The sequence below is a fragment of the Geodermatophilus sp. SYSU D01180 genome, from assembly GCF_054050415.1.
The window spans coordinates 1-24,070 of the sequence record NZ_JBJGZH010000046.1 but is presented as its reverse complement, the minus strand read 5'-3'; the positions used below and the strand labels follow the sequence as shown (position 1 = coordinate 24,070).

At 75.3% G+C, this 24,070-nt stretch carries 24 protein-coding genes; 6 read left to right on the top strand and 18 right to left on the bottom strand.

Annotated features, from left to right (window positions below):
• On the bottom strand, positions 1 to 498 hold a 498-nt coding region (locus tag ACI8AA_RS23380), incomplete at its 3' end, for a helix-turn-helix transcriptional regulator (RefSeq protein WP_457046762.1).
• A gap of 161 nt (positions 499 to 659) precedes the next feature.
• Between ACI8AA_RS23380 and ACI8AA_RS23375 the strand changes: the two genes are divergently transcribed.
• The gene (locus ACI8AA_RS23375) at positions 660 to 1,712 is read left to right on the top strand and encodes a DUF3866 family protein (protein WP_457046761.1); all 1,053 of its coding nucleotides are present in this window, start codon (positions 660 to 662) and stop codon (positions 1,710 to 1,712) included.
• Positions 1,713 to 1,763: 51 nt separating this feature from the next.
• Here ACI8AA_RS23375 and pafA read toward each other — a convergent pair whose 3' ends face one another.
• From pafA to prcB, 3 genes are all read right to left on the bottom strand, one after another.
• On the bottom strand, positions 1,764 to 3,122 hold the full coding sequence (pafA, locus tag ACI8AA_RS23370; protein ID WP_387989687.1) for a Pup--protein ligase: 1,359 nt from the start codon (positions 3,120 to 3,122) through the stop codon (positions 1,764 to 1,766).
• Positions 3,123 to 3,186: 64 nt separating this feature from the next.
• The gene (prcA, locus tag ACI8AA_RS23365; protein ID WP_457046760.1) at positions 3,187 to 4,089 is read right to left on the bottom strand and encodes a proteasome subunit alpha; all 903 of its coding nucleotides are present in this window, start codon (positions 4,087 to 4,089) and stop codon (positions 3,187 to 3,189) included.
• Positions 4,090 to 4,094: 5 nt separating this feature from the next.
• Positions 4,095 to 4,937 (bottom strand): proteasome subunit beta, encoded by an 843-nt coding sequence (gene prcB, locus ACI8AA_RS23360; protein ID WP_457046759.1) that lies wholly within the window; start codon positions 4,935 to 4,937, stop codon positions 4,095 to 4,097.
• Between the two features lie 182 nt (positions 4,938 to 5,119).
• On the opposite strand from prcB, the gene ACI8AA_RS23355 reads away from it, so the two are divergent.
• Positions 5,120 to 5,752, top strand: a complete 633-nt coding sequence (locus tag ACI8AA_RS23355) for a hypothetical protein (RefSeq protein ID WP_457046758.1) — start codon at positions 5,120 to 5,122, stop codon at positions 5,750 to 5,752.
• A gap of 102 nt (positions 5,753 to 5,854) precedes the next feature.
• Here ACI8AA_RS23355 and ACI8AA_RS23350 read toward each other — a convergent pair whose 3' ends face one another.
• From ACI8AA_RS23350 to dop, 4 genes are all read right to left on the bottom strand, one after another.
• Positions 5,855 to 6,160: an endonuclease domain-containing protein gene (locus ACI8AA_RS23350; protein WP_457046763.1), complete on the bottom strand. Its 306-nt coding sequence runs from the start codon at positions 6,158 to 6,160 to the stop codon at positions 5,855 to 5,857.
• A gap of 362 nt (positions 6,161 to 6,522) precedes the next feature.
• Positions 6,523 to 6,732 (bottom strand): ubiquitin-like protein Pup, encoded by a 210-nt coding sequence (locus tag ACI8AA_RS23345; RefSeq protein WP_457046757.1) that lies wholly within the window; start codon positions 6,730 to 6,732, stop codon positions 6,523 to 6,525.
• A gap of 72 nt (positions 6,733 to 6,804) precedes the next feature.
• Complete coding sequence (locus tag ACI8AA_RS23340; RefSeq protein ID WP_457046756.1) at positions 6,805 to 7,788, bottom strand: acyl-CoA dehydrogenase family protein; 984 nt, start codon at positions 7,786 to 7,788, stop codon at positions 6,805 to 6,807.
• Complete coding sequence (gene dop / locus ACI8AA_RS23335; RefSeq protein WP_457046755.1) at positions 7,788 to 9,293, bottom strand: depupylase/deamidase Dop; 1,506 nt, start codon at positions 9,291 to 9,293, stop codon at positions 7,788 to 7,790. Before dop ends, ACI8AA_RS23340 begins: the two co-directional genes overlap by 1 nt.
• A 43-nt stretch (positions 9,294 to 9,336) precedes the next feature.
• On the opposite strand from dop, the gene ACI8AA_RS23330 reads away from it, so the two are divergent.
• Positions 9,337 to 10,194, top strand: a complete 858-nt coding sequence (locus ACI8AA_RS23330) for a hypothetical protein (RefSeq protein WP_457046754.1) — start codon at positions 9,337 to 9,339, stop codon at positions 10,192 to 10,194.
• A gap of 59 nt (positions 10,195 to 10,253) precedes the next feature.
• Here ACI8AA_RS23330 and arc read toward each other — a convergent pair whose 3' ends face one another.
• Positions 10,254 to 12,035, bottom strand: coding sequence for a proteasome ATPase (arc, locus tag ACI8AA_RS23325; RefSeq protein ID WP_457046753.1), 1,782 nt, complete (start codon positions 12,033 to 12,035; stop codon positions 10,254 to 10,256).
• Between the two features lie 100 nt (positions 12,036 to 12,135).
• A complete protein-coding gene (locus tag ACI8AA_RS23320) occupies positions 12,136 to 13,062 on the bottom strand; it encodes a tRNA (adenine-N1)-methyltransferase (protein WP_457046752.1) in 927 nt (308 codons plus the stop codon).
• Positions 13,063 to 13,148: 86 nt separating this feature from the next.
• Here ACI8AA_RS23320 and ACI8AA_RS23315 point away from each other — a divergent pair, with 86 nt between their 5' ends.
• Entirely contained in the window at positions 13,149 to 14,096 is a 948-nt protein-coding gene (locus ACI8AA_RS23315) for a RecB family exonuclease (RefSeq protein WP_457046751.1), read from the top strand.
• 332 nt (positions 14,097 to 14,428) lie between these two features.
• The gene (locus ACI8AA_RS23310) at positions 14,429 to 15,607 is read left to right on the top strand and encodes an amidohydrolase family protein (protein WP_457046750.1); all 1,179 of its coding nucleotides are present in this window, start codon (positions 14,429 to 14,431) and stop codon (positions 15,605 to 15,607) included.
• 48 nt (positions 15,608 to 15,655) lie between these two features.
• Here the strand turns inward: ACI8AA_RS23310 and ACI8AA_RS23305 are convergent, their stop codons facing one another.
• The 6 genes from ACI8AA_RS23305 to ACI8AA_RS23280 all read right to left on the bottom strand — a co-directional run bounded on the left by ACI8AA_RS23305 (position 15,656) and on the right by ACI8AA_RS23280 (position 21,987).
• On the bottom strand, positions 15,656 to 16,378 hold the full coding sequence (locus tag ACI8AA_RS23305) for an HAD family hydrolase (RefSeq protein ID WP_457046749.1): 723 nt from the start codon (positions 16,376 to 16,378) through the stop codon (positions 15,656 to 15,658).
• Between the two features lie 103 nt (positions 16,379 to 16,481).
• Positions 16,482 to 16,691, bottom strand: coding sequence for a dodecin (locus tag ACI8AA_RS23300; RefSeq protein WP_456929013.1), 210 nt, complete (start codon positions 16,689 to 16,691; stop codon positions 16,482 to 16,484).
• An 80-nt stretch (positions 16,692 to 16,771) separates the two neighbouring features.
• Complete coding sequence (locus ACI8AA_RS23295) at positions 16,772 to 17,449, bottom strand: hypothetical protein (protein WP_457046748.1); 678 nt, start codon at positions 17,447 to 17,449, stop codon at positions 16,772 to 16,774.
• Between the two features lie 86 nt (positions 17,450 to 17,535).
• On the bottom strand, positions 17,536 to 18,057 hold the full coding sequence (locus tag ACI8AA_RS23290) for a hypothetical protein (protein WP_457046747.1): 522 nt from the start codon (positions 18,055 to 18,057) through the stop codon (positions 17,536 to 17,538).
• Between the two features lie 104 nt (positions 18,058 to 18,161).
• Positions 18,162 to 19,484 carry an ATP-dependent 6-phosphofructokinase gene (locus tag ACI8AA_RS23285; RefSeq protein ID WP_457046746.1) on the bottom strand — a complete coding sequence of 441 codons (1,323 nt, stop codon included), beginning with the start codon at positions 19,482 to 19,484 and terminating at the stop codon, positions 18,162 to 18,164.
• A 178-nt stretch (positions 19,485 to 19,662) separates the two neighbouring features.
• Positions 19,663 to 21,987 (bottom strand): transketolase-like TK C-terminal-containing protein, encoded by a 2,325-nt coding sequence (locus tag ACI8AA_RS23280; protein ID WP_457046745.1) that lies wholly within the window; start codon positions 21,985 to 21,987, stop codon positions 19,663 to 19,665.
• 87 nt (positions 21,988 to 22,074) lie between these two features.
• On the opposite strand from ACI8AA_RS23280, the gene ACI8AA_RS23275 reads away from it, so the two are divergent.
• The gene (locus tag ACI8AA_RS23275; protein WP_457046744.1) at positions 22,075 to 22,428 is read left to right on the top strand and encodes a nuclear transport factor 2 family protein; all 354 of its coding nucleotides are present in this window, start codon (positions 22,075 to 22,077) and stop codon (positions 22,426 to 22,428) included.
• Positions 22,429 to 22,468: 40 nt separating this feature from the next.
• On the opposite strand, the gene ACI8AA_RS23270 is transcribed toward ACI8AA_RS23275, so the two are convergent.
• Both ACI8AA_RS23270 and ACI8AA_RS23265 read right to left on the bottom strand, forming a co-directional pair.
• Positions 22,469 to 23,494: an NAD(P)-dependent alcohol dehydrogenase gene (locus ACI8AA_RS23270; protein WP_457046743.1), complete on the bottom strand. Its 1,026-nt coding sequence runs from the start codon at positions 23,492 to 23,494 to the stop codon at positions 22,469 to 22,471.
• Positions 23,491 to 23,841 (bottom strand): hypothetical protein, encoded by a 351-nt coding sequence (locus tag ACI8AA_RS23265; protein ID WP_457046742.1) that lies wholly within the window; start codon positions 23,839 to 23,841, stop codon positions 23,491 to 23,493. Before ACI8AA_RS23265 ends, ACI8AA_RS23270 begins: the two co-directional genes overlap by 4 nt.
• Between the last annotated feature and the right edge of the window lie 229 nt (positions 23,842 to 24,070).

Sequence of the window (24,070 nt, the reverse complement as noted above, 5' to 3'; positions counted from 1 at the left end):
GTTGAAGGTCAGGAGGGGGGGGTCGGGGGCGTCGGCGTAAGGGGTGTCGACGGCCGGGTGGTCGGTGACCCGCGGGGGGTGGATCGGCAGCCGGGGCGGGGCGACGCCCCCCCCGGCGGCGCGCAGCTTCACCAGCGCGCTGTGCGCGGCCCCGGCCAGCTGCGCGGACTCCCACAGCCGCAGCGCCAGGCCGACGGCGGCGGCCTCCTCGCCGGTGAGGGTGATCTCGGGCAGCTCGTAGTCGGCGCGGGCGATGCGGTAGCCGTCCTCGGTGTCGAAGACGCTGGTGCGGCCGGTCTCCAGCGGGATGCCCATCTCGCGCAGGTCGGCCTTGTCCCGCTCGAACATCCGCTTGAACGCCTCGTCGGCGCGCGCGGTGCCGTCGTCGGGCTCGTAGCCGGGGACGGTCGCCCGGATCCGCGCCGCCGTCACGTACTGGCGGGTGCCCAGCAGCGCGATGACCAGGTTGACCAGCCGCTCCGCCCGCTTCGCCGACACGTCCCCACCCTAGACACAGGACCCCCTGTCCCCCGCCGCTCGCATGCTCGCAGGGGGCCCGCGCAGGGGGCCACGGGGGGCGCGGGGGGCACCGGGGTCCTTACGCTCGCCCCGTGGGGGAACGGACGACTGCGCAACGGATCCGCTGGCGACGCGGCACGGTGACCGCGACCGGGAGGAGCTGGCGCGACGCGCTGGAGCTGACCGTCGAGGTGCCCGGCGACGGCGCGGTGCGCTCGCTGGCGCACCCGTCGCTGGTGGGCGTGCCCGAGGTCGGCGACGAGGTGCTGCTCAACACCACCGCGTGGGCGCAGCGGCTGGGCACCGGCGGGTACGCGCTGGTCGTCGCCGTCCCCGACCGGCTGCCGCCGGACCCCACCGGCCCCGGTCACCTGGTCAAGGCCCGGTACACGCCGCTGCAGGTGAGCGTGCAGGGCGTGGACGAGCAGGACACCGAGCACCACGACGCCATCGCCGAGGCCGAGGACCTGGGCGGGATGCCGGTCGTCGTCGCCGACCTGCACTCGGCGCTGCCGGCCGTGCTCATCGGCGTGTTCGCCACCGACCCCGACCTCAGGGTCGCCTACGTGATGACCGACGGCGGCGCGCTGGTCGCCGGGTTCTCCCGGACGCTGCACACCCTGGCGCCGTCGCTGGCCGGGGTGGTCACCGTCGGGCAGGCCTTCGGCGGGGACCTGGAGGCGGTCACCCTGCACACCGGGCTGCTCGCCGCCCGGCACGTGCTCGGCGCCGACGTCGCCGTGGTCACCCAGGGCCCGGGCAACCTGGGCACCGGCACCCCGTGGGGCTTCTCCGGGGTCGCGGCCGGGGAGGCGTGCAACGCCGTCAGCGTGCTCGGCGGGGAGCCGATCGGCGCGCTGCGGATCTCCGACGCCGACCCGCGCCCCCGCCACCGCGGCGTCTCCCACCACTCGCTGACCGCGTTCGGCCGGGTGGCGCTGGCCGGGGTGACCCTGGTGGCGCCGCGCGGGCTGGGCTCCGAGCTCGGCCGGCAGGTCGAGGAGGACCTGGCCGGGCAGCCCGAGCGCAACCAGGTGGTGTGGGTCGACGTCGAGGGGCTGGACGAGGCGCTGCAGCTGTCGCCGGTGACGCTGTCGACGATGGGCCGCGGCTGGCCCGAGGAGCGCGCCTACTTCCTCGCCGCCGCGGCCGCCGGCCGCTACGCCGCCGTCCGGGTGCCCCTGCCCGACTGACCCGGACCCGTCCGCGGACCCGCCCCGGGCGGGTCCGCGGACGGGGGCGCCTCACATGGAGGCGATGAGCTTCTCCACGCGCTCGTCGACGCTCTTGAACGGGTCCTTGCACAGCACGGTGCGCTGGGCCTGGTCGTTGAGCTTGAGGTGCACCCAGTCGACGGTGAAGTCCCGCCGCTTCTCCTGCGCCTTGCGGATGAACTCCCCGCGCAGCTTGGCCCGGGTCGTCTGCGGCGGCACGTTCTTCGCCTCGAACACCCGCGGCTCGTGCGCCACCCGCTCCACCTGGCCGTTGCGCTCCAGCAGGTAGTACAGCCCGCGCCGGCGGGAGATGTCGTGGTAGGCCAGGTCCATCTGGGCCACCCGCGGCGAGGACAGCGACAGGCCCCGCTTGCCCCGGTACCGCTCGATCAGCGACAGCTTGGTGGCCCAGTCGATCTCCCGGTCGATGAGCGAGAGGTCCTCGGTGTCGACGGCCTTGAGCACCCGCCCCCACAGCTCGAGCATCTGCCGGTGCACCGGGCCGAAGCCCTCCCGGTCGACGAACTCCGCGGCGCGGGAGTGGTACTCGCCCTGGATCTCCAGCGCGCTCATCTCCCGGCCGTTGGCCAGGCGCACCTTGCGGCGGCCGGTGACGTCGTGGCTGATCTCCCGGATCGCGCGGATCGGGTTCTCCAGCGCCATGTCCCGGATCGGCACGCCGGCCTCGATCATCCGCAGCACCAGGTCGGTGATGGTGACCTTGAGCAGCGTCGTCGTCTCGTTCATGTTCGAGTCGCCGACGATCACGTGCAGCCGCCGGTAGCGCTCGGCGTCGGCGTGCGGCTCGTCGCGGGTGTTGATGATCGGCCGCGACCGGGTGGTCGCCGAGGACACGCCCTCCCAGATGTGCTCGGCGCGCTGGCTGACGCAGTAGATCGCCCCGCGCGGGGTCTGCAGCACCTTGCCCGCGCCGACGATCAGCTGCCGGCTGACCAGGAACGGGATGAGCACGTCGGCCAGCCGGGAGAACTCCCCGTGCCGGCCGACGCAGTAGTTCTCGTGGCAGCCGTAGCTGTTGCCCGCCGAGTCGGTGTTGTTCTTGAACAGGTAGATGTCGCCGGTGACGCCCTCCTCGGCCAGCCGCTGCTCGGCGTCGACCAGCAGGCCCTCGAGGATCCGCTCACCGGCCTTGTCGTGGACGACGAGCTCGGTCAGGTCGTCGCACTCGGCGGTGGCGTACTCGGGGTGGCTGCCGACGTCGAGGTACAGCCGCGAGCCGTTGCGCAGGAACACGTTGGAGCTGCGCCCCCACGACACGACCCGCCGGAACAGGTAGCGGGCCACCTCGTCCGGGGACAGCCGCCGCTGCCCCCGGAAGGTGCACGTGACGCCGTACTCGGTCTCGATCCCGAAGATCCGTCGGTCCACGGACCGAGCCTAGGCGCCGGATGCGACTCCGGCCGGTTCCCGGGCGTCCCGTCGACGGCGCCGCTCAGCTGCCCCCGTCGGTGCCGCCGCCGGCCCCGTCGGCCGGGCCCGGCTGCGGGCCGCTTCCCTCACCCGACCCGCCGGTGCCGCCCGCGGTGTCCGGCGCCGAGGGGTCGCCGAGACCGGGCGGGGTGCCCGGCTGCGCCGAGCTGGGGACGTGCGCGTGCGTGGCGCCCTCGGGGACGGCCTCGCCGGCGCTGCGGTCGCCGAGCAGGGTGCCCAGCGCCGCGCCGACCACCCGGCGGAAGGCCCGCTTGGGCCGGCGGCGGTCCAGCACGGCGACCTCGAGCTGCCCGGCCGGCAGCAGGCCGCCGTCGCCGTTGCCCGACATCGCCGGGCTCGACGCCGACAGCGCCCGGACGCCGGCCATGAGCGCGTCCCGCAGCGCCAGGCCGGGGCGGAAGTCCTCCCGCAGCCGGCCGGTGACGGCCTCGGCCTGCCCGCCCATGACCACGAAGTCCGGCTCGTCGACGACCGACCCGTCGAAGGTCAGCCGGTACAGCTGGTCCTGCTCGGCGGTCTCGCCGACCTCGGCGACGCAGAGCTCCACCTCGTAGGGCTTCATCTGCTCGGTGAAGATCGCGCCCAGGGTCTGCGCGTAGGCGTTGGCGATGACCCGGCCGGTGACGTCGCGGCGGTTGTAGGAGTAGCCGCGGACGTCGGCCAGGCGCACCCCGGCCACCCGCAGGCTCTCGAACTCGCTGTACCGGCCGACCGCGGCGAACCCGATCCGGTCGTAGATCTCGCCCACCTTGTGCAGGGTCGAGCTGGGGTTCTCGGCGATGAACAGCACGCCGTCGGCGTAGGTGAGGACGGCGACGCTGCGGCCGCGGGAGATGCCCTTGCGGGCGTACTCCGAGCGGTCGCGCATGAGCTGCTCGGGCGAGGCGTAGTACGGCATGGTCATGGCGCTCAGCCCTGCCCCTCGGCGGCGGCCCGCTCGTCGACGATGGTCTTGGCGACGGCGGACACCTCGTCGTCGGTCAGCCGGACGGCGCCCTCGGCGTCGACGCGGTAGACGATCGGGTACAGCCGGCGCACCGGGTCGGGGCCGCCGGTGGCCGAGTCGTCGTCGGCGGCGTCGTAGAGCGCCTCGACCAGGCTGCGGGTGGCGTCGTCGCCGGCCAGCCCCGGCCGCCAGGTCTTCTTCAGCGAGTTCCGGGCGAACAGCGAGCCGGAGCCGACGGCGGCGTAGCCGCGCTCCTCGTAGTTCCCGCCGGTGACGTCGTAGCTGAAGATCCGGCCCGGGCTGGTGCCCGGAGCGGCGTCGAGGTCGAACCCGGCGAACAGCGGGACGACGGCCAGGCCCTGCAGCGCGGCACCGAGGTTGCCGCGGATCATCTGGGCCAGCCGGTTGGCCTTGCCGTCGAGGCTGAGGGTCAGCCCCTCGATCTTCTCGTAGTGCTCGAGCTCCACCTGGTAGAGCCGGACCATCTCGATCGCGATGCCCGCGGCACCGGCGATCCCGATCACCGACCAGGAGTCGGCCGGGTACACCTTCTCGATGTCCCGGCTGGAGATCAGGTTGCCCATGGTGGCCCGGCGGTCGCCGCCCATGAGCACGCCGCCGTCGTAGGTGACCGAGACGATCGTGGTGCCGTGTGGGGTGAGGTCGCCGGCGTGCACCGCCGGCAGGGGGCGCCGCCCGGGCAGCAGGTCGGGCGCGGCCTGGGCGAGGAAGTCGGTGAACGAGGAGCCCACCCGGTCCAGGTAGGCGGGCGGGAAGCCGCTCCGGCCGGTGTGCGACTGGGTCAACCCGTCCACCCTCTCCGCGCCCCTGCCGGGGTGCTCCTCGACGTGCCGCGGACGTGCCGCGGCGGCTCGTCGCCGACCCTACCGGCGCGACTGGCTGGTCACCCGGGACGCGGGCGGGCCTGGTCCGCGGGGACCGCCGGGTCTACGGTGCGCCGGCCTCGATCGACCCGGGAGGAGCTGCCGTGACCGACGGACCGCGCGTGCAGGACGTGGCGAGGACCCCGCACGTGCCCCGGGTGCCGCCCGGACGGCGCCGCGCCGCCCTGGCCGCGACCGGGGTGCTGGTGGCCCTGCTGTGCGGGCTGTGCGCGGCCTCGTCCCGCGCGGCGCTCGAGGGCGGGGCCGGGTGGACGGCGGCCGTGGCGGCCCTGGCCGGGCTCCTGGCCGCCCAGTCCCTCCGGTCGCGGGTCCGGCGGGACGAGGCCGGCCGGCTGCGGCTGGAGGGGACGGTGCTCGTCGGGCGGACCCTGCTCGGAGACCACGGGGTGGACCTCGCCCGGCTGACCGCGGTGTCCGCCGGCTGGGACGTGGACGTGGGCCGGATCGTCAGCGTCGGGCTCACCGGCGGCGGCGGGCACCTGGTGGTGCCCTGGTCGCGGCTGGACGACCTGCCGGAAGCGCGCCGGCTGCTCGTCGACCGGCACCGGCGGGGCGCGCTCCTGCCGCCGGCGGTGTGCGCCGCCTGGGACCTCCCCGCGCCGCCCGAGGTCCCCTCTCCCGCGCCCGTGCGCCGGGACGGGGCCGAGCGCGTCGTCGGCGCGCTGACCCTCGTCGGCTCGGCCGCCGCCGTGGCCGCCGGCGTCCTGCTCATGTGACCCCGCCGGTCCGGGCGGTGCCGCGGGTGCCGGGCCGGCGCCGTGCCCGGGCGCTGGCCGTCGAGGGACCACGAGCCGGGCCCCGGGTGGAGCGTGATCCCGTCAGGTCTCCGCGGTCGTCGGGCCATCACCGGCGAGGAGCCGGCGGACCAGCCGGTCGGCCTCCTCGTGCGCGCCGCAGGCTTTCAGGTAACGAGCCCGGTGGAGCTCGACGTAGTCGGCCGCGGCTCTCAGCAGGGAGGGGTCGTCCCGGAACAGCCCGAGCGCCAGGTTGCACCGCTCGCAGAGCAGGGCACGGACGAGGTCGGTCCGGTGGTCATGGTCGATGTGTCCCGGGCGACGCTCACCGCACAGAGCACACATGTCGGACTGCTTGGCGCGCAGGTCGTCGATGCCTGCGCGGTCCAGTCCGTAGCGCCGCGCCTAGTACCGATCCATGTCCGCCTCGCGCTTGCAGGGCTTGCACCTGCTGCTGAACCCCGACGCTGTCGTCGCACTCCGTACGTAGTCCTCGTGTGCGACTGCCTTCTGGCAGGACGGGCACCACCGGAAGCCGTCGGGCACCCACGAGTGGTCTCGGACCGCGCGGCCCTCGCGACGGCGGGCGTTGCGGTACCACTCCTGCTCCGCGCGCGGTTGCAGCTCAGGCAGTAGAACGAGAGACCGTCGGGCTGCGTCCGGTTCCGACCGAACCCATCGTGGGGCTTTGTCTCGCCACAGTCGGGGCAGGTCTTCATCTCGCGCAGTCTTAACTGCGAGTAGTCGAGCGGCTACTCTCCGCCCTTCTGAACATAGCTCCTCACGAACTCCTCTGCGTTCTCCTCGAGCACGTCGTCGATCTCGTCGAGGATGGCGTCGACGTCCTCGGACATCTCCTTGTGCCGCTCGGCGACCTCGGTGTCGACCGAGGCCTCGACCTCGTCGGTCTCCTCGCGCGTGCGCGTGGTCCGCTGCTGCCCGCCGGTGTCCCTGGTGGCCATGTGCCCTCCCCTGGTGCGCGCCGAGTGCGTGCTGCCGCCGAAACTACCCGCACGCACCGACACCCGGCGGCCTCAGCGGGCCGCGCCCAGCCGCGCCAGCAGCGACGTGCGGATCGCCGGGCGCGAGCCGAACACGAGCAGGAACACCGCCTCGCGCGCCGTCCGCTCGGCGACCGAGCCGGCGCGCGCGGCGCCGCTGCCGGTCGCGACGACCAGGGCCCCGGCCGCCCGGTGCGCCAGGGCCGCGGCGGCGGCCCGCGCCTCCGGCAGCTCACCCGGCCCGGCCGCGTCGAGCCGGGCGCGCGCGTCGGCCAGGTCGTCGTCCAGGGGTGAGGGGCCGAGCAGCCGGGCGCACCGGCGGACCAGCCCCAGTGCCAGGGAGCCGTTGAGCCGCAGCCCGGCCGCGTCGCCCGCGCGGACCTCGGCCAGCGGGGTCGCGCCCAGCAGCCGGGAGGCGGGCACCCGGTGGCCGCGCAGGTGCAGCTCCACGGTCGCGCTGGCCTGCACCGCCACCAGCGTCTGCGGCTCCGCGGCGAGCGTCGGACCCGGGACGGCGTCGGCCAGCACGAACGCGACGTCGTCGCCGTCGCGGGCGGCCACCAGCAGCACGTCGACCAGGCCCCAGCCAGTCACCCACGGCACCGCGCCGTCGAGCACGAGGTCGCCCCCGTCCCGGCACAGCGTCACGGGCGCCGCGTCCGGGCGCGTCGCCGCCTGCAGCGCGATCCCGGCCCGCCGGCGCCCGGCGCACAGGTCGGCCAGCAGCTCCGGGTGCGTCCCGGAGGCGGCCAGCCGGCCGACGACGCCGTGGTGCTGCAGCCAGACGAACGCCGTCGCGAGGTCGCCGGCCGCGAGCTCCTCGACCACCGCCGCCAGCGTCGCGCCGTCGCCGTCCAGGCCGCCGGCATCCGCGGGCCCGACCAGGCCGTACAGCCCGGCGGCGGCGAGCGCGTCGAGGTGGCCGCGCGGCAGGACGCCTGTGGCGTCGACGCCGGGGGCCGCGGGCGCGAGCAGGTCCCCGGCCAGCGCCCGCGCGACCTCGACCGGGGAGGCCACTAGGAGCCGGTGATGGTGTCGACCAACTCCTGGGCGCTCGCCGTGGACTCGAACAGCAGGCCCACGTGGTCGCGGGTGCCGCGCAGCGGCTCCATCGTCGGGATGCGCACCAGGTTCTCCCGGCCGAGGTCGAACACCACCGAGTCCCACGACGCCGCGGCCACCTGCGCCGGGAACCGCCGCAGGCACTCGCCGCGGAAGAAGGCGCGGGTGTCGGCCGGCGGGGTGACCATCGCCCGGGTCACCTCGTCGTCGGTGAGCAGCCGCTGCATCGAGCCGCGGGCCACCAGCCGGTGGTAGAGCCCCTTCTCCGGGCGGACGTCGGAGTACTGCAGGTCCACCAGCTGCAGCCGCGAGTCGCCCCAGGACAGCCCGTCGCGGGACCGGTAGCCCTCCAGCAGCCGCAGCTTGGCCGGCCAGTCCAGCCGGTCGGCCAGGCGCATCGGGTCGGTGGCGAGGTCGTCGAGAACCTCCGCCCAGCGGCGCAGCACGTCGGTGGTCTGCTCGTCGGCCTCCCCGTTCCGGTCGACGAAGCGCTCGGCGTGGTCGAGGTAGACGCGCTGCAGGTCGAGCGCGGTCATCCGCCGCCCGTCGCGCAGCCGCACCTGGGTGGCCAGCGACGGGTCGTGGCTGACCGCCTGCAGCGTGGCGACCGGCTCCTCCAGCGAGAGGTCCTCGCGCAGCGCCCGCGCCTCGATCATCGCCAGCACCAGTGACGTCGTCCCGACCTTGAGGTAGGTCGACAGCTCGGCGAGGTTGGCGTCGCCGATGATCACGTGCAGCCGGCGGTACTCGTCGGGGTTGGCGTGCGGCTCGTCGCGGGTGTTGATGATCGGCCGCTTGAGCGTCGTCTCCAGGCCCACCTCGACCTCGAAGAAGTCCGCCCGGGAGGAGATCTGGAAGCCCTGGGTGCGGCCCTCGGTGCCGATGCCGACCCGGCCGGCGCCGGCGAACACCTGCCGGGTCACGAAGAACGGGATCAGCCCGCGGATGATGTCGATGAACGGCGTCCGCCGGTCCATCAGGTAGTTCTCGTGCGCGCCGTAGCTGGCGCCCTTGCCGTCGGTGTTGTTCTTGTACAGCTGGATCGGCTGGGTGCCGGGGATGCGGGCGGCCCGGCGGGCCGCCTCGGCCATGACCCGCTCCCCCGCCTTGTCCCAGAGGACGACGTCGCGCGGGTTGGTGACCTCCGGCGTCGAGTACTCCGGGTGCGCGTGGTCGACGTAGAGCCGCGCCCCGTTGGTGAGGATGACGTTGGCCATCCCCGAGTCCTCGTCGAGGTCGGTGTGGTCCAGCGCCTGCGCCGGGGACAGGTCGAAGCCGCGGGCGTCGCGCAGCGGGGACTCCTCCTCGAAGTCCCACCGCGGCCGGCGGCGGGTCGGGGCGTCGGCGACGGCCCAGGCGTTGACGACCTGGCTGGACAGGGTGGTCGGGTTGGCGGTGGGCTGCCCGGGCACCGAGATGCCGTACTCGACCTCGGTGCCCATGACCCGCCGCACGCTCATGCCCCGAGCCTAGGCCGCGGTCGCCGGCCGCGAGGATGACCGGGTGACACTGCCACCCCTGGGCCTGCTGCTCGACGTCGACGGCCCGGTCGCCAGCCCCGTGACCCGGACGGTCGCCCCGGCGCTGCTGGAGGACCTGCGGGCGCTGCTGGCCGCGGGCGTGCCCGTGGTGCTCAACACCGGCCGGTCCGCGGAGTTCGTCGGCGAGCGCGTCCTGCGGCCCCTGGCCGACGCCGGCCTGCCCGGCGGCGCCCGGCTGCACGCGGTCTGCGAGAAGGGCGGCGTCTGGACGTCGGCGGGCCCGGACGGGGCGGGCGGGGTCCACGTCGACCCCGCCCTCGCCGTCCCCGCCGTGTGCCGCGCCCTGCTCGCCGACCTGGTGGGCGACGGCTACGGCGACGCGATGTTCACGGACGACACGAAGCGGACGATGGCCACGGTGGAGGCGCGCACCGACGTCCCGGCCGCCGTCTACGCCGAGCGGCAGCGGGCCTTCGACGCCGACCTGCTCGCCGGTCTGGTGGCCGCCGGGCTCGGCGTGCGCCTGGGCGGCCGCGACCACCCCGACGCGGAGGGCCGGACGCCGTGGCGGATCGACCCGTCGGTGATCGCGACCGACGTCGAGTCGGTGCGCGCGGGCAAGGCGCTGGGGGCCCGCCGCGCGCTGGAGCTGCTGCGGGCCGACGGGCCCCTGCCCCGGGCGTGGCACACCGTCGGGGACTCCGCCACCGACTACGCGATGGCCGACCACCTGCACGGCCTCGGGTACGACGTCGTCCACGTCGACGTCGGCCCCCGGGCGCCGCTCCCCCGGCCCTATCCGGTGCGCACGGTGCCGGGGGCCACCGACGAGGTCGCCGGCGGGGCGCACCTGCGCGCGCTGGCCGCCCGGCTGGGTTGAACGCGCCGGTGGCCCGGCTCCCGCGACGGGGAGCCGGGCCACCGGGGGCCGCGGCCGGCCTAGAGGTACTGGCCGGTGTTGGTGGCGGTGTCGATCGCCCGGCCGGAGTCGTTGCCCTTGCCGCTGATGAGCGTGCGGATGTAGACGATCCGCTCGCCCTTCTTGCCCGAGATCCGCGCCCAGTCGTCGGGGTTGGTGGTGTTGGGCAGGTCCTCGTTCTCCTTGAACTCGTCGACGCAGGCCTGCATCAGGTGGCCGACCCGCAGGCCCGCCGTCCCCGTCTCCAGGTTCTCCTTGATGGCCATCTTCTTGGCCCGGTCGACGATGTTCTGCAGCATGGCGCCCGAGTTGAAGTCCTTGAAGTACAGGACCTCCTTGTCACCGTTGGCGTAGGTGACCTCGAGGAAGCGGTTCTCCTCGCTCTCGGTGTACATCCGCTCGACGGTGCGCTGGATCATCGCCTGGATGGTGGCCTCGGCGCTGCCGCCGTTCTCGGCGAGGTCGTCGGCGTGGATGGGCAGGGTCGGGGTCAGGTACTTGCTGAAGATGTCGCGCGCGGCCTCGGCGTCGGGCCGCTCGATCTTGATCTTCACGTCCAGCCGGCCGGGCCGCAGGATCGCCGGGTCGATCATGTCCTCGCGGTTGGAGGCGCCGATGACGATGACGTTCTCCAGGCCCTCGACGCCGTCGATCTCGCTGAGCAGCTGCGGGACGATCGTCGACTCGACGTCGGAGGACACGCCCGACCCGCGGGTGCGGAAGATCGAGTCCATCTCGTCGAAGAACACGATGACCGGGGTGCCCTCGCTGGCCTTCTCCCGGGCGCGCTGGAACACCAGCCGGATGTGCCGCTCGGTCTCGCCGACGTACTTGTTGAGCAGCTCCGGGCCCTTGATGTTGAGGAAGTAGGACTTGGCCTGCCCCTCCCCCTTCACCGCCGAGACCTTCTTGGCCAGGGAGTTGGCCACCGCCTTGGCGATGAGCGTCTTGCCGCAGCCGGGCGGGCCGTAGAGCAGGATGCCCTTCGGCGGGCGCAGCTCGTACTCGCGGAACAGGTCCGCGTGCAGGAACGGCAGCTCGACGGCGTCGCGGATCTGCTCGATCTGCCGGGCCAGGCCGCCGATGTCGGAGTAGTCGATGTCGGGGACCTCCTCGAGGACGAGCTCCTCGACCTCGCTCTTGGGGATCCGCTCGTACACGTAGCCCGACCGGGCCTCCAGCAGCAGCGAGTCGCCGACCCGCAGCGGCTGGCCGGTGAGCGAGTCGGCCAGGTAGACCACCCGCTCCTCGTCGGTGTGGCCGATGACCAGGGCCCGCGGCGTCACGCCGTCGATCGGCTCCAGCAGCTCCTTGAGCATGACGACGTCGCCCTGCTTCTCGAAGCCGAGCGCCTCGACGACGTTCATCGCCTCGTTGAGCATGACCTCCTGGCCGGGCCGCAGCTCCTCGGCCTCGACGGCCGGGGACACCGAGACGCGCAGCTTGCGACCGCCGGTGAAGACGTCGACCGTGCCGTCCTCGTGCTGCCCGAGGTAGACCCCGTAGCCCGACGGCGGCTGGCCGAGCCGGTCGATCTCCTCCTTGAGCGTGAGCAGCTGCTCGCGGGCGTCGCGCAGGGTGCCGGCGAGCTTGTCGTTGCGCTCGGAGAGGAAGGCCGCGCGGCCCTCCGCCTCGGCGATCCGCTCCTCGAGCGCCCGCACCTGGCGGGGGCTGTCGGCCACCTTGCGGCGCAGGAGAGCGATCTCCTCCTCGAGGTAGGAGATCTGGGAGAGCAGGGCGGAGACGTCACGTTCGCGCCGCGCTCGGAACTCGTCGGGACCGCTGACAGGACCGGGGCCCATCGCGCACCTCCGCACATCGGGGGGAGCCAGGAGGCAAATCTATACACGCCTGCCGACACCGTGCCCGGCGCTCGCCGGAGGCCGGCTCCCCCCTGCGGGGCTACTTCTGGGGACGCCGCTGGCGGACCGGCGCGACGACGCCCTCGGCCAGCCGGCGGGCGGTCACGAGGAAGGCGGTGTGCGCGACCATGCGGTGCTCGGGGCGGACCGCGAGGCCGACGGCGTGCCACGGGCGGACCAGCGACTCCCAGGCGTAGGGCTCGGTCCACACGCCCTGCGCGCGCAGCGCCTCGACGTAGGTGGACAGCTGGGTGACCGTCGCCACGTAGCCGATCAGCACGCCGCCGGGCCGCAGCGCCGCGGCCACGGTGGGCAGCACCGCCCACGGCTCGAGCATGTCCAGGACCACCCGGTCGACGACCTCGTCCGCGGGGTGGTCGGCGAGGTCACCCAGGCGCAGGTCCCAGGAGTCCGGCACCCCGCCGAAGAAGGCGGCCACGTTGCCGCGGGCGACGTCGGCGAAGTCCTCCCGCCGCTCGTAGCTGGTGACCCGGCCCGACGCCCCGACGGCGCGCAGCAGCGAGCAGGTGAGCGCGCCGGAGCCGGCGCCGGCCTCGAGGACCCGCATGCCGGGCCCGATGTCGCCGCTGCCGACGATCTGCGCGGCGTCCTTGGGGTAGATGACCTGGGCGCCGCGCGGCATGGACAGCACGAAGTCGGCCAGCAGGGGCCGGAACGCCAGGTAGCCGGTGTTGGCCGTGGAGTGCACGACCGAGCCCTCCGGCGCGCCGATGAGGTCGTCGTGGGCGATGGCGCCGCGGTGGGTGTGGAACTGCCTGCCGGGCTCGAGGACGACGGTGTGCAGCCGGCCCTTGGGGTCGGTGAGCTGCACCCGGTCGCCGACGGCGAAGGCGCCCGGCACGGGGGCGGCGGCCGGCTGCGCCCCGCCCGCGGTCGCGTCCGCGGGGACCGGTGCGGCGGGGGCGGCGCTCGTCGCGTTCTGGCTGGGCTCGGGCTGCGGTTCCACGGGCGGCCAGCCTAGGCGAGCGGCGGGACGGGTCCGTCCGGCGCGGGCACTCGGAACTGTCGGAGGAGCGTCGTAGCGTCGGACGCATGACGGCAGTGGCGCAGGACCCGGCGCGCAGCGGCACGGTCTCCCCCGACACGGCGGCCGACGGCGGCGAGCAGGCTCCCGACGGGGACAAGGCCCCGCGCCGGCCCTCGCTGTCGCCCAGCCGGGCGGCGGACTTCAAGACCTGCCCGCTGCTCTACCGCTTCCGCACCATCGACCGGCTGCCGGAGAAGAAGAGCGCCGCGGCGGTGCGCGGCACGCTGGTGCACGCGGTCCTGGAGCGGCTCTACGACCTGCCGCCGGCCGAGCGGACCGTCGAGGCGGCCCGCGGGCTGGTGGCGCCGGCGTGGGACGAGCTGCGCGCCGACCCCGAGGTCGAGGCGCTGTTCACCGCCGGCGAGGACGGGGCGGAGCCGCCGTCGCTGGAGAGCTGGCTGGACTCGGCCGGGCAGCTGGTGGAGACCTACTTCCGGCTGGAGGACCCCACCCGCATCCAGCCGGAGGGCCGCGAGCAGCTGGTCGAGGTGACGCTGCCCGACGGGCTGCTGCTGCGCGGGTACGTCGACCGGCTCGACGTCGCCCGCAACGGGGCACTGCGGGTGGTCGACTACAAGACCGGCTCGATGCCGCGCGAGGCGTTCGAGTCCAAGGCCCTGTTCCAGATGAAGTTCTACGCGCTGGTGCTGTGGCGCACCCGCGGCGTGGTGGCCTCCCAGCTCAAGCTCATCTACCTCGGCGACGGCGACGCGCTGACCTACGCCCCGGAGGAGGCCGAGCTGGTCCGCTTCGAGCGGACGCTGCTGGCGATCTGGGCGGCGATCGAGCGGGCGGTGGCCACCGGCGACTTCCGGCCCAACCGCACGCGGCTGTGCGCCTGGTGCGACCACCAGGCGCTGTGCCCCTCCTTCGGCGGCACTCCCCCGCCGTTCCCCGCCGAGGCCGCCGCCCGGGCCGGCTGGGCGACGCTGCCGATCGTCGAGCGCGACTGACGCCCCCGCCCGGCCGCACGCCGGGGCGCCGGCCCCCGGCGCCCCGCCCTGCCCGGCCTCTGAAGACGATCATGGCGCCGCGGTGGCGACACGCCGTCGGCCTGCGGCGTGTCGCCACGCGAACTCCGTGATCGCGGAGCAGTGGCTCGGGGAGGTCCCCGCGCGGTCGCTGCTCCTCCCCTGCTCGCAACCGGCCGACACAGTCGGCACTGGAGTTGGGGATAACGGTCGGAGGGCGACGGCGCAGGACAAGCGAGACGCGCCGGTCCCCGTCGACCGGCCGGCGCGGCCGGCCCTAGCGTCGGCGCCCCGTCGTCCAGGAGAGGACCGGCATGCGCGGCTACCGGGCCGACCGCGCCTTCGACGGCGAGCGGGTGCTGCGCGACGGGGCCCTGGTCCTGGTGGACGCCGGCCGGATCGTCGCCGTCGAGCCCGCCGGGACCGCCCCGCCCGACGGCGTCCCCGTCACCGCGCTGCCCGGGACGACGCTGCTGCCCGGGCTGGTCGACACGCACGTGCACCTGTGCGGCGACAACGGTCCCCGCGCCCTCGACCAGCTCCCCGAGCTGCAGCCGGCCCAGGTGGACGCGATCGTGGCCGCCGCCCTCCGGCAGCAGCTGGCCGCCGGGGTGACGGCGGTGCGCGACCTCGGCGACGTCGGCTGGGCGGTGGTCGAGCGGGCGCCGGCCGCCGGCCCCACCGTGGTCGCCTCGGGGCCGCCGCTCACCTGCCCGGCCGGCCACTGCGCGGGGATGGGCGGGGTGGTCCGGGGCGTGGAGCAGCTGCGGGCCGCGGTGCGCGAGCGCGCCGAGCGGGGCGCGGACGTCGTCAAGCTGATGGCCAGCGGCGGCGCGATGACCGCGGGCACCGACATGGCCGCCTGCCAGTTCAGCACCGCCGAGGTGCGCGCCGTCGTCGACGAGGCGCACCGGCTCGGTCTCCCCGTCACCGCGCACGCGCACGCGCTGACCGCCGTCCGGCAGGTGCTGGCCGCCGGCGTCGACGGCATCGAGCACTGCTCGTGCCAGACCGCCACCGGCTGGGGGGTCCCGCCGGCGCTGGCCGACCGGCTCGCCCGCGCGGGGACCGCCGTCTGCCCGACGCTGGGCCTGGCCGACGGCGCGGTGCCGCCGCCGCGGGTGCAGGAGCTGCTCGACCGGATGGGCATCACCGACGAGGCGCGCGCCGCCGACGCGGCGCGCATGCACCGCGCGGGCGTCCGGATCGTCAGCGGCGTCGACTCCGGCATCGCCCCCGGCAAGCCGCACGGCCTGCTGCCGCGGGCGGTCGCCTCGCTCGCCGGCGGCGGGGTGCCGGCCCCGGAGGCGCTGGCGACGGCGACCTCCGCGGCGGCCGCCGCCTGCGGTCTCGGCGGGCGCACCGGGCGGCTGGCGCCCGGCCTGGACGCCGACCTGCTGCTGGTCGACGGCGACCCCACCGTCGACGTGACGGCGCTGGACCGGGTGCGGCTGGTGGTCTCCCGCGGCCGGGAGGTCGTGCCGGCGGGCTGAGGAGGCGGTGCCGGCCGGCTGAGGGGTCGTGCCGGACGGCCGGGGGGCTCAGCGGCGCGGCGCGCCGTCCCGCTCCAGCAGCAGCCGCTCCAGGTCGGCGACCCCGACGCCGGTCAGCGTGTCGCGCAGCACCAGGCCCGGCGCGGGCTCGAGCGGCTGCAGCGCGGGCACGCCGAGGACGGTGGCGCCCGCGGCCAGCCCGGCGGCCACGCCGACCGCGGAGTCCTCGACGACGACGCAGCCGGCCGGGTCCACGCCGAGCGCGGCGGCGGCCTGCAGGTAGGGCGCCGGGTCGGGCTTGCGGGCGGGCACCTCGTCGCCGCACACGGTGAGGTCGAACGGCGGCACGTCCGGGAACGCGCGCTCGATCTGCGCGATGACCACGTCGGCCAGGCGGCGGGACGTCGTCGTCACCAGGGCCGTGGGCAGCGCGGCAGCGCGCACCTCGGCCAGCAGCTCGCGCGCGCCGGGCCGCCAGTGCAGGTCGGTGGCGAGCAGGCCGGCGACGGTCTCCTCCACCCAGGCGACGTCCGCGCGCGTCTGCTCGGGCGTGCGCTCGATCCCGAGGTCGGCCTGCAGGATCCGCATCGACGTCGCCATGCTGGTGCCGACGGTGGCCTCGCGGGCGGTGGCGCCGAGCTCACCGCCGAGGCGCCGGGCGAGGGCGAACAGGGCGTGGCCCCAGTGCTGCTCGGACTCCACCAGCGTGCCGTCCATGTCGAAGAGCACCGCGCGCAGGTCGGTCCGGGCGTCAGGGGCAGGGAGGGTCACGGCAGGTCTCTCGGGCAGACAGCAGGGGCACGACGGCCCGCGCCGGCCGACGTCCCCAGTGTCCCACCGCCCCGGACCGGGCCGGCGCCTGCACGGGAGGCGGTCAGTCCTCGACGCGGAAGCCGATCTTCAGCGTCACCTGAACGTGCGCGACCTCCCCGTCGGCGACCTGCCCGCGCACCTCCTGGACCTCGAACCACTCGACGTTCCGGATGGTCTGGCACGCCTTGCCGATCGCGGTGCGGATGGCGTCGTCCACGCCGGTCGGGCTGCTGCCGACGACCTCGGTGAGCCGGTACACGTGGTTGGCCATGGCGGTCTCCTCCCCGCACCCGGCGGCGCCGGGCGCGGGTCGATCCTGGCCCGGGGGCGCCGGGCGCGGAACGGGGCGGGTCAGCCGGGCAGGATGTTGATCACCCGGGCGAGGACCACCACGAGGACGCCGAGGGAGATCAGCGACTGCAGCGCCATCAGGCCCTTCACCCGCAGCGTCAGCGGCATGGTGTCGGTCGGGCTGAACGCGACCAGGTTGGTGAACGCCACGTAGAGGTGGTCACCGAAGCGGGGGCGCCACCCGGGCGCCGCCAGGCCCGGCGCCTCCGTCTGCGGGAACTGGAAGTCGGGGTGCGGCCGCGGCTCGGCGACCCGCCCGGCCGGGCCGCCGCCGTCGAGCTGCCAGTAGACCAGGGCGAAGGTGACCACGTTGACCAGCAGGACCAGCGCCGCCGCGACGAGCAGCCGGTCGGCGGTGAGCGCGGCGCCGTCGACCTCGCCGCCGTCGAGCACGAGCAGCACCAGTCGGGCGGCCGCGGCGGCGTTGGCCAGCACGAGGGTGCCGAACAGGGTGAGCACCAGCGACCGGGCGCCGCGCGGCACCGGGCCGGGCCGGGCCGCGATGCCCAGCAGCACCAGCACCGCGATCCCCTCCACGACGGGGACGAGCAGCGGCGGGCCCACCCGGTACCCGGCAGGGATCAGCACCTGCAGCAGGATGACCACCACGACCGTGAGCAGCGGCCAGGTGTAGCTCTCCGGGGTGCCGGACCGGGTCCGGCCGATCGTGCGGTCCATCGCACCACCGCGTCCCTTCGGTCCCGCCGCCCAGCATCCGCGGGTCGCGTCCCGGGCTCGTCACCCGGCGCGGACGAGGACGCCGGTCAGGCGGCGCGGCGGCGCGCCCTGCGCAGCAGCACCGCGCCGACCCCGCCGGCCACGGCGACGCCGATCGCGAGCCCGGTGCCGTTGCCCTCGGCGGGCATCTGCGTCGAGGGCGGGCAGGCGGCGTCGGCCTTGCGGGCGGCCAGGTTCGTCTCCCCGAGGTGCCACGTCGGCCCGCCGCCGTTCTCGACGGTCACGGAGAACACGCCGTGCCGGACGCCGGGGGCGAAGGTCGTCGGCTGCGGCTCCCCCAGCGGGGCCGGCGTCACCTGGTTGGCCGGGCCGACCGGGATGTCCACCGTCGCGCCGGTGCGGTTGTCGTAGCCGAACACCGCCGTCCAGCTGCCGTCGGCGTGCCGGACGACGCAGTCGACCAGGGGCACCACGTCCGGCGGGGCCGCGCGGTTCGGCGCCGCCCCGGCGACCCCCGGGGTCAGGGCGACGGCTGCCCCGACCGCGGTGGCCGCGAGTCCGCGCGCGAGGCGGCCCCGTCGCGTCGTCGAGCGTCCCGTCGTGTCCATGTCGTCCCTCGTGTCGGTGGTGAACTGCACCTGACACGGGTCCATCGGCAGACACACGGGCGGCGGGGAGCCGGATCCCCGGATCCCACCCGGGCGGGTGAGCCCTACTCGAAGCGCACCGGCTGCCCGGTGGCCTCCAGCACCGACATCCACAGGTCGCCCAGCGGGTCGACGTGGTTGCGCCGGCTGACCGCCAGGGACATCGGGAGGTGCACGAACCGCCGCCGGCGGCGGGCCACGATCACCTCGGTGCGGCCGGCCATCGCCGCGTGCACCGCGGCGTGCGCCAGCCGCAGGCAGTAGGCGCTGTCGTAGGGGTTGGCCGGCACGCTGCGGATGGCGTAGCTGGGGTCGAAGTAGCGGACGTTGTTCTCGACCTTCGCGTCGTCGAGGTGCTCGGTGATCAGCCGGCGCAGCAGCCGCCCGACGTCGCCGAGCCGGACGTTGCCCGACGCGTCGCGGCCGGGCTCGTGCTCCTCGATGTGCTCCTGCCCGGCCCCCTCGGCCACCACGACGACGGCGTGCCCACGCTCCTGCACCCGGCGGCGCAGGTGCTCGAGGAAGCCGTGCTCGCCGTGCAGCGCGAACGGCACCTCGGGGATGAGCACGTAGTCCGCGTCGTCCTTGGCCAGCGTCGAGTAGCAGGCGATGAACCCGGAGTGCCGCCCCATGAGCTTGACCAGGCCGACGCCGCCGGGCGCCGACCGGGCCTCCACGCTGGCGGCGTGGATCGACTTGGTCGCCTCCGACATCGCCGTCTGGAAGCCGAAGCTCTGGTCGATGTAGGGGATGTCGTTGTCGATGGTCTTGGGCACCCCGACGACGGCGATCTTCAGGCCGCGCTCCTCGACGACCCGGACGACCTCCATCGCCCCGCGGATCGTGCCGTCGCCGCCGATGACGAACAGGACGTTGATCGCCAGCCGCTCCAGGGCGTCGACGATCTCCTCGGGGTCCTGCACGCCGCGGGAGGTGCCGAGGATGGTGCCGCCCTCGTCGTCGATGTGCTGCACCACCTCGGGCGAGAGGTCGACGACGTCCTCGCCGTAGTGCGGGATGAAGCCGCGGTAGCCGTTGCGGAACCCGACGATCCGGCGCACGCCGTAGTGGCGGCACAGCTCGAGGACCAGCCCGCGGATGACGTCGTTGAGGCCGGGGCACAGCCCGCCGCAGGTGACGATGCCGACCCGGGTCTTGGCCGGGTCGAAGTAGATGCGCTTGCGCGGCCCGCCCGGCTCCAGGCTGGGCAGCCGGTCGACCGGGACGCCCCGGGTGCCGGCCATCGACAGGGTGTCGTCGAAGAGGATCCGGTCGTCCTCCTCCACCGAGTGCTGCGTGGTCTCCCGCGCGGCCAGCCGCTCCGCCAGCGGCGAGTCGATGCGGCACGGACCCAGCGTCCGCACGGCGAGGTCCTCGTGTCCGATCACACACGGAACGCTCCCACACGCGGGTCCCGCCGCTGCGCGCGGGACCCCGGTCGTCAGGACGTCATGTCGACCTTGATCCCGGCTCGGGCCCGCCGAACGTGGCACCCTTCCCCGCGTTCCACAGCGCGGCCGGGCACCCCACGGCGGGGTCGACGGGCGCCCCCGCGGTGGACTCCGCTCAGTCGACGAGGTCGAGCGCCGCTCCGACCAGCGAGTCGACGTCGAGGCCGTGGTGCCGGTACACGCTGTCCAGGTCGCCGCTCTGGCCGAACCGGGTGACGCCCAGGTGCGCCGCCGGCACCCCGCGGACCCCGGCGAGGAACGCCAGGGTGTGCGGGTGCCCGTCGAGCACGGTGACCAGCGGGGTGGCCCGGTCGGCGGGGAACGCGCCGTCGAGCACCCACGGCGCGGCGTCGTCCAGGCCGCGGCGGGCCTGCACCGCGCGGAACAGCAGCCCGGGGCTGGTCACCACGACGACATCGGCGGGGAACCCGAGCCCGTCCAGCCGCGCGGCGGCGGCCAGCGCCTCGGGGACGACGGCGCCCATCGCGGCCAGCGTCACCGCCGGGCGCGGCACCCGGCGCAGCGGATAGGCCCCGGCCACCACCTGCCGGCGGCGCCGCCCCCGGGCGGCCGGGTCGGCGGGCACCGCGGCCAGCGCCTGGTCCACCGGCCGGGTGGACAGCCGCACGTACGCCGACTGCCCGCCGGGCCGGCCCATCCGGCCGAGCGCGGCGAGCAGGCACCACTCGGTGTCCAGGGCGAACGCCGGCTCGTAGGACAGGCAGCCGGGCTGCTCCAGCCCGATCGACGGGGTGGTGACCGACTGGTGCGCGCCGCCCTCGGGAGCCAGCGTCACCCCCGACGGCGTGCCGACCAGCAGCGACTGCCCGCCCGCGTAGATGGTGAACGACCACGGCTCCAGCGCCCGCTCGACGAACGGGTCGTAGAGGACGCCGACGGGCAGGAGCGGCTGCCCCCACCGCGACCAGGTGGCGCCGAGCTCGCCGATGGCGCCGACCAGGTTGGTCTCGGCGATGCCCAGCTCCACGTGCCGGCCCGAGGGCTCCTCCCGCCAGTGCAGGATCGTCTCGGCGTCGTCGGCGAACCAGTCGCGGCGGTCCTCGTGCGACCAGACGCCGACCTTGTTCACCCAGCCGCCGAGGTTGGTCGAGCTGGACACGTCGGGGCTGACGGTGACCACCCGGCGGCCCACCTCCAGGGCGGCGCGGTTGAGGTCGAGCAGCGTGCGCCCCAGCGCCGCCTGCGTGGTCGCGGTGCCCGAGGGGGTCCGGCCCAGGTCGGCCGGAACGGGCGGGGCGACGGCGTCGTCGACCGGGGGCCGGGCCAGCCGCCGCGCGGCGGCGGCGAGCAGCCCGGCGGGGCGGCTGCCGGCCGGGAACCCGGCCCAGGGCTGCGCCGGGTCGACGCCGACGCGGGCGGCCAGCTCGTGCAGCTGGGCCTCGGTGAGCAGCGCGGAGTGGTTCTGCGGGTGGCCCTCGGTGGCCAGGCCGTAGCCCTTGAGCGTGTAGGCGATGACCACGGTGGGGCGGGTGTCGTCGATCCGCGCGAACGCCTGCCGCAGCGCGGTGAGGTCGTGCCCGCCGAGGTTGCGCACCGCGGCGACCAGGTCGGCGTCCGGCACCCCGGCGACCAGCTCGGCGACCGCGGCCGCGCCGGGACCGTCCCCGGGCAGCTCGCGGCGGACCTCCGCCGGCGTGCGGCGCAGCAGCCGCTGGTACTCGGCGTTGCTCATCCCGTCGATGCGGTCGCGCAGCGCCGCTCCGCCGGGCCGGGTGAACAGCTCCTCCAGCAGCGCCCCGTACTTGACGGTGAGCACCTGCCAGCCGGCGGCGGTGAACATCCCCTGCAGCCGGGTGGCGCCCATGGTGGGGACGACGCGGTCCAGCGACTGCCGGTTGAGGTCGACGATCCAGTTCACCTCGCCGAGCTCGGCGACCATCGGGTCGAGCACGGCCTCCCACACGGCGCCCTCGTCCAGCTCGGCGTCGCCCACCAGCGACCACTGCCGGCCGGTGCCGCCGGCGCCGAACTGGGTGTTGACGTAGCGGCGGGCCAGCGCGCCCCAGATCGGCGCGGTGGCGCCGATGCCGACCGAGCCGGTCGAGTAGTCCGCCGGGACGGGGTCCTTCAGCCGCGACGGGTAGGACTGCAGGCCGCCGAACTCGCGCAACGTGGTCAGCCAGGAGGCGTCCAGCTGCCCGAGCAGGAACTCCAGCGCGTGCAGCACCGGGCTGGCGTGCGGCTTGACGCTCACCCGGTCGTCGGCGGCCAGCTGCTCCAGCCACAGCGCGGTCATGATCGTGACCATCGAGGCGCTGGACGCCTGGTGCCCGCCGACCTTGAGCCCGCTCGGGTCGGGGCGCACCCGGTTGGCGTGGTAGACGATCGCCGTGGCCAGCCACAGCACGCGCTGCTCGATCTCGCGCAGCGCGGCGTCGTCCGAGCCGGTGGCGGGGGGCCGCGGGGCGGCGAGCGTCATGGTCACTCCTGTCGGGTGGGCGGGCGACCAGCATCGCGCGTGCGCGCTCCCCCCGGAGGGAGGTCCGGTGTGCCACCGTCGCCCCCCGTGACCGCCCCGGACCGCCCCGCCCTGCTCCGCTCGCTCTACCGGGCCTTCACCGCCCGCGACCTCGACGCGGTGGTGGCCGCCATGGCCCCCGACGTCGACTGGCCCAACGGCTGGGAGGGCGGCCGGGTGCACGGCCGCGACGGCGTGCGGGACTACTGGCAGCGGCAGTGGGCGCAGATCCGCCCGCTGGTGCGGCCGACCGGCGTCGAGGAGCGCCCGGACGGCTCGGTCGCGGTCACCGTGGCCCTGACGGTGCGCGACCCGGGCGGCGCGGTGCTCTCGCGCGAGACGGTGCGCCACGTCTACCGGTTCACCGGCGACCTGGTCTCGCGGATGGATCTCGAGCGGTAGACGCGGCCCCCGGCCGGGGCGGGCCGGGGGCCGCGCCCGCTCACGGCACGAGGATCGCCCGTCCCCGCACCCGTCCGGCCGACAGGTCGTCGATCGCGGTCTGGAAGTCGTCGAGCGCGTACCGCTGGGTGTGCAGCGTGACCTTCTGCTGGGCGGCCAGCGCCATGAGCTCGACCAGGTCGTTGTAGCTGCCGACCAGGTTGCCCAGGATGTCGATCTCGCTGGAGATGAGGTCGATGGTCGGCACGTCGATGTTCTCGCCGTACCCGACCACCAGGTAGTCGCCGGCCCGCCGGGTCATCGCCAGCCCCTCGGCGGTGGACCCGCCCTCGCCGACGAAGTCGATGACGACCTCCGCGCCGCCCACGCCGGTGAGCGACAGGACCTGCTCCACCTGCCCGCCGTCGGCGTGCACGGTGTGGTCGGCCCCGACCGACTGCGCCAGCTTCAGCGCCTCGGGGTTCCGGTCGACGACGATCAGCTCGGCCGGCGAGAGGGCGACCATCACCTGGATGCCGATGTGCCCCAGCCCGCCGGCGCCGATGATCACGCACCGGTCGCCCGGGCGCAGCCGCCGGGCCGCCTTCGCCGCCGCGTGGTAGGCGGTCAGGCCGGCGTCGGCGAGCGCGGCGACGTCGGCCGGCTCGAGCGACTCGTCGATCTTCACGCAGCTGCGCGCCGAGGTCTTGAGGTACTCGGCGTACCCGCCGTCGGTGTCGATGCCGGGGAACTGCGAGTTCTCGCAGTGCACGTCGTCCCCAGCGCGGCAGGCGCGGCACAGCCCGCAGGTGACCAGCGGGTGCAGGATCACCTTGTCCCCGACGGCCACGTTGGTCACCGCGTCGCCCACCGCGTCGACCCAGCCGGCGTTCTCGTGGCCGATCGTGTACGGCAGCGCGACCTGCGACTTCTCCGCCCACTGCCCCTCGAGGATGTGGATGTCGGTCCGGCACACCCCGGCCCCGCCGATCCGGACGACCACGTCGTGCGGGCCGGTCACCTCCGGCTTCGGGACGTCGTCCATTCGCAGCGGCTCGTGGTAGCCGACGACGCGGACGGCCTTCATGACAGCACCTCCAGGGGGATGAGCGGGCGCTCGTCGGGACGGGGGGTCTGGTCGGCCTCGGAGCCGGGGTAGCGGGTGGTCAGCAGGCCGCGGCAGAAGTGCGCGTTGCCGTCGACGGAGATCCGCACCGAGCGGGCCCGCCGCAGCACCATCGGCGCGTCGTCGGGGCCCGGGCGGGTGCCGTCCTCGCGCAGCAGCACCGGGGCGGCGCCGGCGACGGGCAGGCCGAGGGCCGCCCGCCGGCGGCGCAGGGCGGCCGCGGCATCGGCCGGGAGGTCGCCGAGGGTGACCTCCCGGACGTCGGCCGCCGGGTCGGCGCGGAGCAGCGCGGCGAGCGCCCGCTCCATGGCGGCGGTGTGCGCCTTGCGGGTGAACGTCGCCCGCAGCGCGTCCAGCGACTCCTCCGCCTCGTGCCCGAAGGTGCCGCGGTAGCCGAGCCCGGCGGCCAGCCCCCGGTTGATGAGCCCGGAGTCGTGGGGGGGGGGGGGGGGGGGGGGGGGGGGGGGGGGGGGGGGGGGGGGGGGGGGGGGGGGGGGGGGGGGGGGGGGGGGGGGGGGGGGGGGGGGGGGGGGGGGG